The sequence below is a fragment of the Amycolatopsis sp. A133 genome (assembly GCF_031082405.1).
Lineage (GTDB): Bacteria > Actinomycetota > Actinomycetes > Mycobacteriales > Pseudonocardiaceae > Amycolatopsis.
Genome location: NZ_JAVHJU010000043.1, coordinates 34,541 through 47,725, shown reverse-complemented (window position 1 = coordinate 47,725; position 13,185 = coordinate 34,541). Strand labels below are relative to the sequence as shown.

The window sequence follows — 13,185 nt, the reverse complement described above, 5'->3', positions numbered from 1 at the left end:
GATCCACCTTCACCATTCCTGCCGGCGAACTTCCCCCGGCGCCGGTCCATTCGGTACACGGCCGGCGAAACGAGCCGGCGGCGGCCGAAATCCGGCGTTTCCCGGCAACGTACTCCCTGAAGGCACGGTGAATACTGTACGGCCGACCTCGGGTCCAGGAATGTCGGATGTTGCTCGTTCCCCGGCCCATGTTGCGCGGTCACGCCGGCCGGGTCCGCATCCGGTACTGCGAGGGTGTGCACCCCACGTGCTTGCGGAACGTGCGGGCGAAGTTGTCCGGATTGGGGAAGCCGCACCGCCTGCCGACCCGGGAGATCGGCTCGCTGTCGGCCGTCAGGCGGTGGCGCGCGGCGTCGATGCGCAATTCGGCCAGATATTTCATCGGTGTTTTTCCGGTGGTGGCGGCGAACTGGCGGATGAAGTGGTAACGGCTTACTCCGGCCTGCTCGGCCAGCTGGTCGAGAGTGACTCCGGAACTCAGGTGCTCGAGCATGTATCCGGTCACCGCGGACAACTGTTCCGAGGTGAGATTTCCCTCCCGGGCCGCCACGATGCGTCGTGGGTAGAGCAGGTGCGTGGCCAGGTAGTGAGCGGCGATGTTCGCGCGGCAGTCGTCGGCGGCGGCATCTTGGTCATGAAGCAGTACGGGTGCCATGGATGCGACGTGTGAATCGAATTCCTGCAGGGTGTGTAGTTCGGCTGGATCTCGGAACGTGGTTTCGGGGCATTTGCCCGCGACCTCGTGGAGCACCTCGACGGACAGCCAGATGTAGGCGACTTCGAACGGCGGGTAATCCGGCGGTGTCCGGCGGAGCCGCACCTGGGCGCTGGGCGCCACCCGGCAGATCTCGCCGGTGAGGAGCGTGACGCCCCGTCGGCCACGCCGGTCCTGGCCCTCGATCCGGCACGCCCCCCGCAGCAGGGCGATGATGGCGAGCCAGCTGCCCGACGGCCGGCAGCGCAAGAGGTCGCCGTTCGCGCCGGAAGCGTGCTTTTCCACTATCAAGGACCGGTGGTCGAGAGCTTGGCTCGGCGCAGTCATGCAGCGTCTCTCCTCGTTCGTCGGAAGCGAGCACGTCGCCGGTCACGGGCAGAGGGTGGACCGCGAATGGCAGGAATTCATGGAACCAGCAGAACGATCACGGTCGGTGAGCAATGTCCGGTATTGTCAAAGAACGGACAGCGCAAGACATTGCTCCGTTTGCCGCATACTTCGGATTGCTGCCACAATCTTCCCCCGATCCGGGTTTTTCCGGGAATTCATTGTCGAACGCTACGGTCGGCAGGCGGGCTTAGCCACGTACTCTCGATACGTGGATAGCGCTATCACCGGCCGCGGTCGAGGAGCTCGGTGATACGTTGCTGGGTGGGGGTGCCGTGGACCGCGTGGAGCGAGTACAGGCACTGGCGTGACTGCGGGCTGACCATCAGCGCGTGGTCGAAGTCCAGGCGGCCGACGCGTTCGTCCTGCACGATCAGCACCGGCGAGGACGGGGGCCGGGACACCCGGTGGTCGTCCCACAGGGCCGCGAACTCGGCACTCGCGGCGCGGAGATCCCCGACCAGCGCCACCGCGGCCGCGTCGTAGCCGCGTTTGGCCACGATCGTGCGCAGGTAGGCGGCGTAGGCACGGCCGATGGACTCCTGCTGGTCGGCCGGGTTCAGCACGTACCGCCGCCACCGGTGTGAGGCGAACCAGCACCAGAACAGATTTCCCTCCCAGCCCGGCAGGCCCGCGGCGAGGCCGAACAGCTTGGTGTGCGGCTCGTTCTGGGCCAAGACGGTGCCCAGATCGTCGGCGGCGAACGCCGGAGACGTCGCCGCCACCGCCCGCATGACCGACAGCAGCCGGGTGTCGGCGCCACCGTCCGTGGTCGCCGCGGCCGGCTCGGCGTGTCCCGCCAGCCGGTACAGGTAGGCCCGTTCGTCCCGGTCCAGCCGCAACGCGTGCGCGAGCCCGGCGAGGATGGCGGCCGAGGGCTGCGGGCCGCGTCCCTGCTCCAGCCGCTCGTAGTAGGTCGCCGACATGTTCGCCAGGCGCGCCACCTCGTCTCGGCGCAGTCCCGGCGTCCGGCGCCGCCGGCCGAACCCCAAGCCGACCGCCTGCGGTGACAACGCGTCCCGCCGCCGGCGGAGGAAATCGGCCAGCGCGTCGCGCATGGTCAGTGCGGTGCGCTCCCGCATCGGCCGCACCACCCCACGCAGGCGCTGGGACACCGGCTCCCGAACGGGCATCCCCGCTCCGCTGCCTCGATTCCGCCGACCGTTGCGACGTGTCCGCTGCCGGACGGCGACGTGCGGTGGTGACCCATCTGACCCCCATGAGTTCTCCCGCGGGAACTCGGCATGCCGAGCGTGAACCGCTGACCGATCACCGTCCGGCGGCCCGGACCCCCGCGCCTCCCCCGGCTGGGACGGTGGGTCGCGGCGCCGGACGCAGGATCGATCGCATGACAAACTCCCCGTAAGCTCCCGCGGCCGAAGCGCCGCGGCTACGTCGTACGCTAGAGATCCGGCGAAGCGAGGACATCACCGCTGGGTGGACACTGGATGTGGCTCTTGCGGGGGACAAGGACCGGCCGGAACTGATCCATCTTGCACGAGAGAATCTCGTTCGAACGTAGCATTCGCCGTCCGGCAGTGGCCACTTCGTCTGACCCAACGGGCAGAAACCTTGCCCGTTGACCAGCAGATTCGCCACCCGCCTCAACAGCACCGGAGACCAGTCCCGAATTGCTGCCCCTAGTGCTTTCGGCCGATGTCCGCACCAGCGAAACCCTCCGAAAGGCGTGGGCCGTTTCGGGGTTTCTCGTCACGGTACCGGTTTCGCCGGCCTGGACCGCCTCCTCCGCGAGGAGGAGCCGATCGTGGTCGTGCTCGGCCTGGGCGGGAAAAGCACTCTGGTGACGCGATACGCGCACCTCCACGCCGACCGGTTCACCTCGTGGATCACGGCTCTCCCGCCGAGATCCGGGCCGGGCTGGGCGAGCCGGCCGTGGCCGTTGCGCCGGATGCCGCAGCCCTGCTTGTCAGCGAGCACGTCGAAGTGGCGATCCGGTGGCTCGGCAGCGCCGGTGACCGGCTGCTCGTCCTGGACAACCTGACCACGCCCGCCGACGCCGAGGCCGTGCGGACCCGGGTCCCGACGTGGTATCAGCCGGCGAGCTGATCGCTTCGGAGGTCGTTCAGCGCCGCGGCGGCCGGGGTGCGCCGGGCTCTGGCCAGGCACCGGGCTCTGGACGGTCCGATCGAGCCGATCGGAATGCCCAGGATCTCGCTGATTTCCCGGTAGGTCTTGGCGGGGTCGCCGAACAGCAGCGAGAGCAGCCGCCGGTCCCGGCCGGGCAACGCTGCGGTGATGTGCCGGGCCGTGTCCCGCAGCTCGCGGCCGTGCAGGTCGGCGTCGAATCCGGGCGCCACCACCTCGCGGAAAAGTGCAGGATCGGTGGGGATCTGGCGCTGCCTGTGCCGCAGCACCTGCAGGCACTCGCGCCGGGTGACGGTCCGCAGCCAGCCGGGCAGTGCCTCCGGCTCGTGGATGCGATCGAGATTTGTCATCAGCTTCAACCACACCGAGCCGCAAACGTCGTCAGCGTCCGCGTTCCCGATACCGAGGCGGCGGCAGACCGCGAAGACGAGTGGTGTGTATTGACGCACGATTGCCCGCCACGCCGTATCCATACCGAGCGAGGCGTCGCGAAGCAATGGTGCTGCGGGCAATTCTTTGTGCATGATATTTCCCCGGTTCCCCGAAATGGTCTCGCTTCATCGCGAGGCGCGGGCCGCCGTGGGCACGCCGGCACCGTGTTCCCATCGTCGTCAGGTGGCCGCGGCGGCGCGACGATTAGGGCAGGACCGAATCCCCGTGCACCAGGCCGGCACCGCGCGGGGTGCGTTCGTAGAGCACGACCCGGCCGGCGCGGCGGGAGTGAACCAGGTTGTTCAGGCGCAGCACAGCGAGGTGTTCGCTCACCGTTGCGGGCGTGACGCCGAGCTGCTCCGCGAGTTCCGTGGTCGACCGGGGCAGGTCGAGCAACGCGAGCAACGTCGCCCGGCTGCGGCCGACCAGGTCCGCCAGCGGGGTGTCCGCGACCGGCGGTGCCTGGGTCCAAAGCCCGCCGATACCGCGCGCGGGGTACCCGATCGAGACTTCGTCGTGGCCGTCGCAGATGCTGAGCTTCGGCCAGATGAACGCACTCGGCTTGAGCAGCACGCCCACGCCGTTCACCGGGTGCCGGACGTCGTGGTGCGGCAGCAGGATGCGGAGCCGGTCGTCCGCGTACTCGATCTGCGGGTGGAGGTCGTCGAAGAGGCGGGCGAGGCCGCCGCGGGTCAGCCTCGCCGACCGGTGGGCGAGGTCGGCTTCGTGCAGCGCGCACAGCCGCGGCCACACCGGCTCGATCGTGGCGCGCCAGTACTCGGTGAGCAGGTCGCAGAACGGCCCGAGCGCACGCCCGGGATCGTCGTACAGCGGCCGCAGCGCCGGAGGAAGCTCCGCCGGCGTCCAGAATTCGTCGAAGTCGCACCGGAGATCGGCGTCGTTCGTGGCGCGCACGCGCTCGAGCTGGTCGGCGAAGGTATCGCCGGGCTCCGTCAGCGGGTTCAGGAACCCCGGGAAGCCGTGGTCGATCGACAGCAGGGTGAACAGCACCGTGAGGTCGAGGCCGGCCAGCCGGGCCCGGGCCACCGACACCCACGGGCGGTGCAGGTCCGCTCCCCACCGGCCCGCCAGCACGGAGACGCTGCTGCGGAGCTCTTCCATCGGCGAGCGGGCGAACCGCACCTTCGCCAGGTCGAGCGTCCCCAGCACGAGCTCGATCACCCAGCCGATACTACGCACCGCAAGGGGTTGGTGACAGTCCTCAGGCGCCGTGCACAAGTGCCGAAGCTCGGGGCGAAGCTTTTGGCGGACTCGTTCGCGAAGCCGGCGCCCCCTCGCCGAGCGTGCACCCGGCTTGTCCCTGCGTGCAGCACGCCTACCGGAACGGCTGCCCGGACGGACAAGATCGGACCATGACGAAGCTGAGCGCCGAGCAGATCGCCCGGCACGCCTACGCGGCCGGGTTCCGCGGGCCGGGCCTGAGCACCGCGGTCGCGGTCGCGCTGGCCGAGTCCGGCGGGCGGACGACCGCGCACAACGCCACTCCGCCGGACGACTCCTACGGCCTCTGGCAGATCAACATGCTGGGCGCGCTCGGCCCGGAACGGCGCCGGCAGTACCACCTGAAGTCCGACGACCAGCTGTTCGACCCGGACACCAACGCGAGGGTCGCGAACCGCATTTCGGGCGACGGCCACGACTTCACGCCCTGGTCGACGTACACGAACGGGGCGTACCAGCACCACCTGGCGGCCGCGCGCGAGGCCGCCCGGGACGTCACCGCGCACCACGGGAAAGCCAGCGGTGGTGCGAGCTCGGGTGGCAGCCCGCTGCGGGTGGACGACGCGGTGCTGCACTCCTATGTGCGCCGGACCCGGCACGTCGCCGATGCGTTGGGCACCGCGACCGGGCAGCTGCGCGACGTCCGCGAGATCGCCCGCGACAGCTTCGGGAAGATCGGTGAGGAGTCGGGGTTCGCCGACGCGCTGGCCGGGTTCGGCCTAGCCCTGCAGCGGCAGGTCAACGGCGTCGGCGCGCACGCCGACGGGCTCGCGTCGGCGGCCGGGAAAGCCGCGAAGTCCTATCGCGACCACGAGACGGCCACCGCCGCCGCGCTGCACGGGAAGGGCTGAGATGGACACCGCCGCGCTCGCGCGCTCCTTCGCGAAGGACCTCATCGCGCACCGCAACAAGCTCGCCGGGAAGGCGGAAGACGCCGTCCGCGCCGAATACGCCCTGCACCGGGTGGCCGGGGCGCTGGACGCCCAGCACGACGCCTACCACAAGGAAAGCACCACGGTCCTGGAACACTGGCACGGCCGCGGCGCCGACGGCTTCCGCCACCAAAGCGCGAAGCTGACGAAGGAGCTGCGGATCACCGGCGCGGCCGGCGCGGCGGCGGAGAAGGTCGTCGCGCACGTGGCGTCCACAGTGGACAGCGGGCACACGGCCGTGCAGCGGCTGGTCGACGAGTTCACCGCCCAGGCCAAGCAGGTTCTCGACGCCGGTGTCGCGGCCGGGACGCAGGCGGCGCTGATGCGGGCCGTCGGGCACGCCGCCGACCTGGCCCCACGCTACACGCGGCAGTCGGCGTCGACCCTGCGGCACGTCGACGCGGAACTCAAGGCGGCGGCGAAGAAGCTGCACGAGCTGCGGAAGGACCTGGCCCACGATCACGTCGCGGACAAGACGGCGAAGGCGACGCACCCCAGCAAGGTTTCGGGACGGGGCAAGGAGATCGTCCACGCGGCGCGGAAGGAACTGGGTACGCGCGAGAACCCGCCGGGCAGCAACCGGAACCCGTACGGGCCGGCTGCCGCGTGGTGCTCGTCGTTCGCGACGGCGATGTGGCGCAAGGCCGGGGTGAAGATCCCGGTCCTGCCCTTCAGCGGCGACGTCTACCACTGGGGCGAACGCAACGGGCACGCCTACGGCAAGCACGCGCTGCACGAAGCGAAGCCGGGGGACGTGCTGATCTTCGGCACCGGCCCGCAGAACACGTCGACGAGCACGCACATCGGCATCGTCGAGAAGGTCGAAGGGAACCAGGTCACGATGATCGAGGGCAACTCCGGGGACGCCGTCCGCCGGAACACGCACCCGCTCTCGGCGTCGACGTTCTACGGAGGGGTCCACCCGTGATCACCGGAAGAGCCGCCGACCGGACGGTCGCCGTGGAGGTCGCGCCCGGTGGGGCGCTGCAGGAGCTGACCCTGGAAGCCGCGGCGCTGCGGCTGGAGCCGGACGAGCTGGCGCGCCGGATCCTGCTGCTGACGGCGGCCGCTTCGGCGCGGGCCACGGCTTCCCTGTGGCACAACCGGGACGGCGTCGAGGCCCTCGGCTTGCCGGAGCCGGGGGAAGCCGCGGAAGCGACCACACCGGACAGCTGGCGGGCCCAGTGACCAGGACGGCTGTGGAGCCGGCCGACGACGCTTTCGCGGCTCCGGAGCCGGGATACGGGGCCCGGCTGGCGGCGATCCGCGCGGCCGCGGCGGCCGACGGGGTTGCGGTGGTGGTCGACCTGCACGGGGCGCTGGTGGACCTGCGGTTCGACCGGTGGGCGCTGAACCGGTCGCCGGGGGAGCTGGCCGGGGTGATCCGGCGGCTGGCCGCGGAGGCGGGTGCGGACGCCTTGCGACAGGGCCGCGAGCTGCTGGGGGACTTGCTGCCGGACGAGCCCGGCACGGCCGCGCGACCGGACCGCCCGCCGGAACCCGACGACGACTCCCTCGTCCCGGCGACCTGGGCGACCTGGTCGTGAGTGGTAAGGCGGGTTCTAACCCGCCTTACCACTCACGACGGCTGCGGCAGAGCTGGGACTCAGGCGTTGCCGTCGAACAGCGACGTCACCGAGCCGTCTTCGAAGACCTGCTGGATCGCCTCGGCCAGCATCGGCGCGATCGACAGGACCGTCAGCCCCGGGAACCGCTTCTCTTCCGGGATCGGCAGCGAGTTCGTCACGATGACCTCGCGCGCCTTGCACGCCGAGAGCCGCTGGGTGGCCGGGTCGGACAGGATGCCGTGGGTCGTCGCGATGACGACGTCGGCCGCGCCCTCGTCGATCAGGGCCTCGGTCGCCTTCACGATCGTGCCGCCGGTGTCGATCATGTCGTCGATCAGCACGCAGAGCTTGCCCTCGACCTTGCCGACGACGCGGTTGGCCACGGCCTGGTTGGGCTTGTCCGGGTCGCGCGTCTTGTGGATGAACGCGATCGGGCGGTCGCCCAGCGTCTGCGCCCACTTCTCGGCCAGCCGCACGCGGCCCGAGTCCGGGGAGACGACCGTGATGTCGGCGTCGCCGTAGGTCTTCTTGATGTGGTCGGCCAGCACGGTCTGCGCCATCAGGTGGTCGACCGGGCCGTCGAAGAAGCCCTGGATCTGCGCGGTGTGCAGGTCGACCGTCATGATCCGGTCGGCGCCCGCGGTCTTGAACAGGTCCGCGATCAGCCGCGCCGAGATCGGCTCGCGGCCCTTGTGCTTCTTGTCCTGGCGCGCGTACGGGTAGAACGGCATCACCACGGTGATCCGCTTCGCGCTCGCCCGCTTGAGCGCGTCGACCATGATCAGCTGTTCCATCACGAACTCGTTGATGGGCGTGGTGTGCGCCTGGATGACGAAGGCGTCGGTGCCGCGGACGGATTCCTCGAACCGGACGAACAGCTCACCGTTGGCGAACGTGTGCGCCGTCTGCGGGGTGATCGTCACGTTGAGGTGCTGGGCCACCTCTTCGGCGAGCTCCTTGTGCGCCCGTCCGGAGAAGAGCATCAAGTTCTTCTTCGGCGTGCCTTGCTTCGGACTCATGCTGGTGACTCCCCGTCGGTTCCTGCTGCTGAATCGGCGTCGAGGGCGGCCTGGGCCGCCTCCGCCGCGGGCGTACCCGGCCGGCGCCGGATCGCCCAGCCTTCGATGTTGCGCTGCGGCGGCGCCGACACCGCGAGTGTGCCCGGCGGGACGTCTTCGCGGATCACGGCACCCGCACCACTGTAAGCGCCGTCACCGATGTGCACCGGGGCGACGAAGGTGTTGTCCGCGCCCAACCGGACATACGACCCGATAACGGTCCGGTGCTTGTTCACCCCGTCGTAGTTCACGAACACGCTGGAGCACCCGATGTTGCTGTGCTCACCGATCGTGGCGTCCCCCACGTAGGTCAGGTGCGGCACCTTCGTGCCGGCACCGATGTCGGCGGCCTTCGTCTCGACGAACGCGCCCAGCTTCGCCTTGACGCCCAGCTTCGTGCCCGGCCGCAGGTAGGTGAACGGGCCGACGTTGACGCCGTCGCCGAGTTCCGAGTCCGAGCCGTGCACGCGGACCACCGAGGCGCCCGCGCCGATCGTGACGTCCGTCAGCGTGCTGTCCGGCCCGACCGTGCTGCCCTCGCCGACCGACGTGGCGCCCTTGAGCTGCACGCCGGGCTGGATGACGACGTCACGGGAGAGGGTCACGCCGGCGTCGATCCACGTCGTGGCCGGGTCGACGACGGTGACGCCCTCGCGCTGCCAGCGCTGGACGATCCGGCGGTTGAGCTCGGCGCCGAGCACCGACAGCTGCACGCGGTCGTTGACGCCTTCGGTCAGCCACGGGTCCTCGACGACCAGCGCGCCGACGTCGAGCCCGTCGCCGTTCGCGATGCCCAGCACGTCGGTGAGGTAGAGCTCGCCCTGGGCGTTGTCGGTCGAGAGGCGCGAAAGGCCGTCGCGCAGCACCGCGGCGTCGAAGGCGTAGACGCCCGAGTTGATCTCGGTGATCCCGGCCTGCTCCGGCGTGGCGTCCTTGTGCTCGACGATCCCGGTGACCTTGCCCGCCGCGTCGCGCACGATCCGGCCGTAACCCGCCGGGTCGGCGACCACGGAGGTGAGCACGGTGACCGCGTTCTTCGCCTCGGTGTGCTCGTCGAGCAGCGCGCCGAGGGTCGCGGTGTCGAGCAGCGGGACGTCGCCGTAGCTGACGAGCACGGTGCCGGTGACGTCGGCGGGCAGCGTCGCGAGCGCGCAGGACACGGCGTGGCCGGTGCCCTTCTGCTCGGCCTGCACCGCGGTGCCGACGGCCCGCCCGAGCGCTTCCCCGACCGCGGCCAGGTGTTCGCCGACCGCTTCGCGGCCGTGGCCGACGACCACCACGAGGTGGTCGGGGTTCAGGCCGGCGGCGGCCCGGACGGCGTGCTCGACCAGGGGGCGCCCGGCGATCGGGTGCAGCACCTTCGGGGTCGAGGAACGCATGCGGGTGCCCTCACCCGCGGCGAGGATCAACGTGCTCAGCGGGCCGCTCACGACGCTCCAAACGATGGCTCCGGTCACAGCTTTCACGTGAAAGCTATCCGGAGGCGCCACCTCCGGCTAGCTTTCACGTGAAAGCTGCGCGTTTGTCGGGGATCGATCCTAACTGTGGTCTTCGGCGTCCCACGCGGGGTCGGTCGGAGGGGCTTCGGCCGCCCAGGCCGCGGCCGGGTCGGCGGCCATGGAGTTGGCGGAGGCCACCTGGTTGCCGCCGCCGCGTTTCGCCTGGTACATGGCCGCGTCCGCACGCGCGAGGACCTGCTCGCCGCGCTCCTGCGGCCGCAGTGAGACCAAGCCGATCGACAACGTGACGCCGTGCGAGAGGTGGTGCGGCAGGTTCGCAACGGACTTCACCGCGCGCCCGAGCGCCATCTTCGCCGCGGACGCCGGCGTGCCCGGGAGCAGGACGATGAACTCGTCACCGCCGTAGCGCGCCACCAGGTCGTCACCGCGCAGGGCGTCGCGAAGCGTGCTCGCGACGACACGCAGCACGTTGTCGCCCTCGGCGTGCGACTGCTTGTCGTTGACGCCCTTGAAGCCGTCGAGGTCCACCAGCGCGACGGCGAGGGGCTGCGCGTCGGCCGACGAAGCGAGCTGCCGCAGCTTCTCGTCTAGCGCGCGCCGGTTCGGCAGGCCGGTGAGCGGGTCCTGCAGCGCCTGCTGGGTGATCGCGCCGTGCTCGGCGGACAGCCGTTCGTGCTCGCGGCGGGCGTTCAGCGTGGCGATCTGCGACTCGCGCAGGCTCCACATCTCCGACTCGAGGCGCCGCGCGTAGTCGATCAGCGACTCGCTCGCGCCGGACGCGTAGTCCGGGCTGGTGTCGAGCCGGGCCAGCTCGCGGGCGATGTTCAGCCGCATCGACGGCTGCGAGGTGTCGTCCGAGATGGATTGACGCGTCTCGCGCAGGACCGAGAGGGCCTCCTCGCGGCGGCCCTCCTTGTCCAGGCAGCGCGCCAGCGCGATCGCGACGATCTCCCGGTCGTGCCCGAAGGCGCGCTCGGTGTAGAGCTTCTCCAGCCGTTCGATGTGGTCGGCGCCCGGCTGGTTCAGCGCCGGCGCCGCGGCCAGGACGCCGACCTGGTCGATCGCCGCGACGTTCGCCCGGCGCGGGAACAGCGACTCGGCGAACGGGCCTTCGGCGGCGGCCCCCATCGACGCCGCGGTGCGGAACTTCTCGGCGCTCTCGTCGTACTCGTCGATGCGTTCGAGCCGCAGGCCCCAGCCGAGCAGCATCTTGATCCGGTTGATCAGCTGCAGGGCGATGTCGTGCGGGCTCGCGCTCTCGCGGATCGCCGCGGCGGCCCGGCCGATCACCTCCTCGGCCGCTTCGTAGACGCCGAGCTGGTTGAGCACCAGCCAGCAGTCGATGAGCGTGGAGGAGAGCAGCCGGTTCCAGTTGCGCAGGCCGACCTGCCGGTCCGGGATGGTGGAGTCGTCCAGGATGGCCAGCGCCCGGGCGATCTCGGTGAGCGCGGCGTCCTCCTGCGCGGCGATCACGAGGCGGCGTCCGCGCAGCGCGTGCGCGTCGGCCCGCAGCAGGGCGATGCCGTGCCGCCGGGTGTGCGCGAGCATCTCGTCGAGCCGGGGTTCGGCCTCCGCGGCCAGGCCCTTGGTGGCCAGCCGGGCGAGGGCGGACGAGCGCAGCAGCTGGGCCACGAGCAGGGGCTCGCCGCGCCGCTGGGTCTCGTCGAGCAGCTCGTCCATCATCGCGACGATCTCGAGCTGCTGGGTGTACTCGTGCCGCTGGACCGCGGCGCCCAGCTCCCGCGCGCGCCCGACCAGCCAGGCGTCGGACATCTCGGCCAGCGCGGGTCGCCTGGCCGTTACCGGGTCGGTCGCCTCGTCGGTCAGCGCCAACCTCCCGGTGTCGTGGGTTTCCGGTTCCTTCTGCTCCGCCGCCAGGATTCGAACCTGAACTGTCAGAACCAAAATCTGAAGTGCTGCCGATTACACTACGGCGGATCGATCCTGGTCAGGATAGCGACGATCGGGTGTCGTCCGCGCGGGGGATGCGTTTGGCGCCCGTCCGCCGGGTACCCGGGTTCCGAGGAACGGTGTGAGTTCGGGCTCTCCACAGCGGCCCGAACCTCCTGTACCGTAACTTACGGCATCGTAGGTAAGGGCGCCCTTGGTAGAAGTGTGCCTGTGTAGGAAGAAGTGAAGCGTATGACGGCCACGCTCGACCGTTCTCAGCCCACCGGAGAACCTTCGGCCCCGAAGGGCCCCAAACCAGTCACAGAAGGCACGCGCGGCATGGGCGTGCAGCTGTCGGTCTACTTCGGCGTGATCGCGCCGCTGCTGGCTCTGCTGGTAGCTGTGCCGTTCGCCTGGGGCTGGGGACTGAGCTGGGTCGACGTCGGTCTGTTCGTCCTGTTCTACGCGATCAGCGGGCTCGGGATCACGGTGTCGTACCACCGTTACTTCACGCACGGTTCGTTCAAGGCCAAGCAGTGGCTGCGCGTGGTCATGGCCATCGCGGGCAGCATCGCCCTGCAGGGCCCGGTGATCACCTGGGTCGCCGACCACCGCCGCCACCACGCGTTCTCCGACCGCGACGGCGACCCGCACTCGCCGTGGGCGTTCGGCACCTCGCCGTGGGCCATCGCCAAGGGTTTCTGGCACGCGCACATGGGCTGGCTGTTCGAGCGCGACCAGACCAACGCCGAGCGCTTCGCGCCCGACCTGGTCAAGGACCCGGCGATCAAGAAGGTCGACGAGCTGTTCTGGCTGTGGGCGCTGCTCAGCCTGACGCTGCCGGCGTTGCTCGGCGGGCTGATCTCGTGGTCGCTGTGGGGCGCGGTGACGGCGTTCTTCTGGGCCGGGCTGGTGCGCATCTGCGTGCTGCACCACGTGACCTGGTCGGTCAACTCGATCTGCCACATGATCGGCGAGCGCCCGTTCGCCGCCCGTGACAAGTCGGCGAACTTCTGGCCGCTGGCGATCTTCTCGTTCGGCGAGTCGTGGCACAACCTGCACCACGCCGACCCGACGTCCGCGCGCCACGGCGTCAAGCGCGGCCAGATCGACATCTCCGCCCGGCTGATCTGGATCTTCGAGAAGTTCGGCTGGGTGCACGACGTGCGCTGGCCGACGCCGCAGCGCTTGGCCCGAATCGCCACGGAAAAGGCCTAGTCACGGTGCCGACTGTTGCCGATCAGACCACAGCCACGGCCGCATGGCTTCCTCACAACGGTCACGTGCCGTGTGGGGGGCGGCCTACTTTTGGCCGGATCGGCAACTAGGCTGCCCCGATGGCGGGGAGACGACGTTCGAAGCGAGAGCAGCAGGTCACTGGGGCGCGTCCGGCCG

Annotated in this window: 13 protein-coding genes and 1 tRNA gene; 6 read left to right on the top strand and 8 right to left on the bottom strand. The window is 70.2% G+C overall.

Going from position 1 to position 13,185, the window contains the following annotated elements; all coding sequences use genetic code 11:
* Positions 1 to 199 precede the first annotated feature (199 nt).
* Both Q5425_RS27470 and Q5425_RS27465 read right to left on the bottom strand, forming a co-directional pair.
* Positions 200 to 1,042: an AraC family transcriptional regulator gene (locus tag Q5425_RS27470; protein ID WP_308675203.1), complete on the bottom strand. Its 843-nt coding sequence runs from the start codon at positions 1,040 to 1,042 to the stop codon at positions 200 to 202.
* Between the two features lie 284 nt (positions 1,043 to 1,326).
* Complete coding sequence (locus tag Q5425_RS27465; protein ID WP_308675202.1) at positions 1,327 to 2,235, bottom strand: helix-turn-helix transcriptional regulator; 909 nt, start codon at positions 2,233 to 2,235, stop codon at positions 1,327 to 1,329.
* Between the two features lie 709 nt (positions 2,236 to 2,944).
* Between Q5425_RS27465 and Q5425_RS27460 the strand changes: the two genes are divergently transcribed.
* Complete coding sequence (locus tag Q5425_RS27460; RefSeq protein ID WP_308675201.1) at positions 2,945 to 3,169, top strand: hypothetical protein; 225 nt, start codon at positions 2,945 to 2,947, stop codon at positions 3,167 to 3,169.
* Here the strand turns inward: Q5425_RS27460 and Q5425_RS27455 are convergent.
* Positions 3,154 to 3,732 (bottom strand): sigma-70 family RNA polymerase sigma factor, encoded by a 579-nt coding sequence (locus Q5425_RS27455; RefSeq protein WP_308675200.1) that lies wholly within the window; start codon positions 3,730 to 3,732, stop codon positions 3,154 to 3,156. The genes Q5425_RS27460 and Q5425_RS27455 overlap by 16 nt on opposite strands.
* A gap of 112 nt (positions 3,733 to 3,844) precedes the next feature.
* On the bottom strand, positions 3,845 to 4,822 hold the full coding sequence (locus Q5425_RS27450) for an ArsR family transcriptional regulator (protein ID WP_308675199.1): 978 nt from the start codon (positions 4,820 to 4,822) through the stop codon (positions 3,845 to 3,847).
* A 191-nt stretch (positions 4,823 to 5,013) separates the two neighbouring features.
* On the opposite strand from Q5425_RS27450, the gene Q5425_RS27445 reads away from it, so the two are divergent.
* From Q5425_RS27445 to Q5425_RS27430, 4 genes are read left to right on the top strand one after another with little or no spacing between them, the layout of a single operon-like run.
* Complete coding sequence (locus Q5425_RS27445) at positions 5,014 to 5,733, top strand: transglycosylase SLT domain-containing protein (protein ID WP_308675198.1); 720 nt, start codon at positions 5,014 to 5,016, stop codon at positions 5,731 to 5,733.
* A 1-nt stretch (position 5,734) separates the two neighbouring features.
* Positions 5,735 to 6,742, top strand: a complete 1,008-nt coding sequence (locus tag Q5425_RS27440; protein ID WP_308675197.1) for a CHAP domain-containing protein — start codon at positions 5,735 to 5,737, stop codon at positions 6,740 to 6,742.
* Positions 6,739 to 7,002 carry a YbaB/EbfC family DNA-binding protein gene (locus Q5425_RS27435; protein ID WP_308675196.1) on the top strand — a complete coding sequence of 88 codons (264 nt, stop codon included), beginning with the start codon at positions 6,739 to 6,741 and terminating at the stop codon, positions 7,000 to 7,002. The genes Q5425_RS27440 and Q5425_RS27435 overlap by 4 nt, the downstream gene beginning before the upstream one ends.
* The gene (locus Q5425_RS27430; protein ID WP_308675195.1) at positions 6,999 to 7,361 is read left to right on the top strand and encodes a hypothetical protein; all 363 of its coding nucleotides are present in this window, start codon (positions 6,999 to 7,001) and stop codon (positions 7,359 to 7,361) included. The genes Q5425_RS27435 and Q5425_RS27430 overlap by 4 nt, the downstream gene beginning before the upstream one ends.
* Positions 7,362 to 7,420: 59 nt before the next feature.
* Here Q5425_RS27430 and Q5425_RS27425 read toward each other — a convergent pair whose 3' ends face one another.
* The 4 genes from Q5425_RS27425 to Q5425_RS27410 form a co-directional block, all read right to left on the bottom strand.
* Complete coding sequence (locus Q5425_RS27425) at positions 7,421 to 8,401, bottom strand: ribose-phosphate diphosphokinase (protein ID WP_308675194.1); 981 nt, start codon at positions 8,399 to 8,401, stop codon at positions 7,421 to 7,423.
* Positions 8,398 to 9,870: a bifunctional UDP-N-acetylglucosamine diphosphorylase/glucosamine-1-phosphate N-acetyltransferase GlmU gene (gene glmU, locus Q5425_RS27420; protein WP_308675193.1), complete on the bottom strand. Its 1,473-nt coding sequence runs from the start codon at positions 9,868 to 9,870 to the stop codon at positions 8,398 to 8,400. Before glmU ends, Q5425_RS27425 begins: the two co-directional genes overlap by 4 nt.
* 108 nt (positions 9,871 to 9,978) lie before the next feature.
* Complete coding sequence (locus tag Q5425_RS27415) at positions 9,979 to 11,733, bottom strand: GGDEF domain-containing protein (RefSeq protein ID WP_308675192.1); 1,755 nt, start codon at positions 11,731 to 11,733, stop codon at positions 9,979 to 9,981.
* 33 nt (positions 11,734 to 11,766) lie between these two features.
* A tRNA-Gln gene (locus tag Q5425_RS27410) sits at positions 11,767 to 11,838 on the bottom strand.
* Positions 11,839 to 12,042: 204 nt separating this feature from the next.
* On the opposite strand from Q5425_RS27410, the gene Q5425_RS27405 reads away from it, so the two are divergent.
* On the top strand, positions 12,043 to 13,008 hold the full coding sequence (locus Q5425_RS27405; protein WP_308675191.1) for an acyl-CoA desaturase: 966 nt from the start codon (positions 12,043 to 12,045) through the stop codon (positions 13,006 to 13,008).
* Positions 13,009 to 13,185: the final 177 nt, after the last annotated feature.

What these genes read in the sequence shown, in the direction of transcription:
- Q5425_RS27425 (WP_308675194.1), bottom strand. Translation starts at nt 8,401, where the DNA reads ATGAGTCCGAAGCAAGGCACGCCGAAGAAGAACTTGATGCTCTTCTCC.
- Q5425_RS27465 (WP_308675202.1), bottom strand. Translation starts at nt 2,235, where the DNA reads ATGCCCGTTCGGGAGCCGGTGTCCCAGCGCCTGCGTGGGGTGGTGCGG.
- Q5425_RS27405 (WP_308675191.1), top strand. Translation starts at nt 12,043, where the DNA reads ATGACGGCCACGCTCGACCGTTCTCAGCCCACCGGAGAACCTTCGGCC.
- Q5425_RS27455 (WP_308675200.1), bottom strand. Translation starts at nt 3,732, where the DNA reads ATGCACAAAGAATTGCCCGCAGCACCATTGCTTCGCGACGCCTCGCTC.
- Q5425_RS27440 (WP_308675197.1), top strand. Translation starts at nt 5,735, where the DNA reads ATGGACACCGCCGCGCTCGCGCGCTCCTTCGCGAAGGACCTCATCGCG.
- Q5425_RS27470 (WP_308675203.1), bottom strand. Translation starts at nt 1,042, where the DNA reads ATGACTGCGCCGAGCCAAGCTCTCGACCACCGGTCCTTGATAGTGGAA.
- Q5425_RS27445 (WP_308675198.1), top strand. Translation starts at nt 5,014, where the DNA reads ATGACGAAGCTGAGCGCCGAGCAGATCGCCCGGCACGCCTACGCGGCC.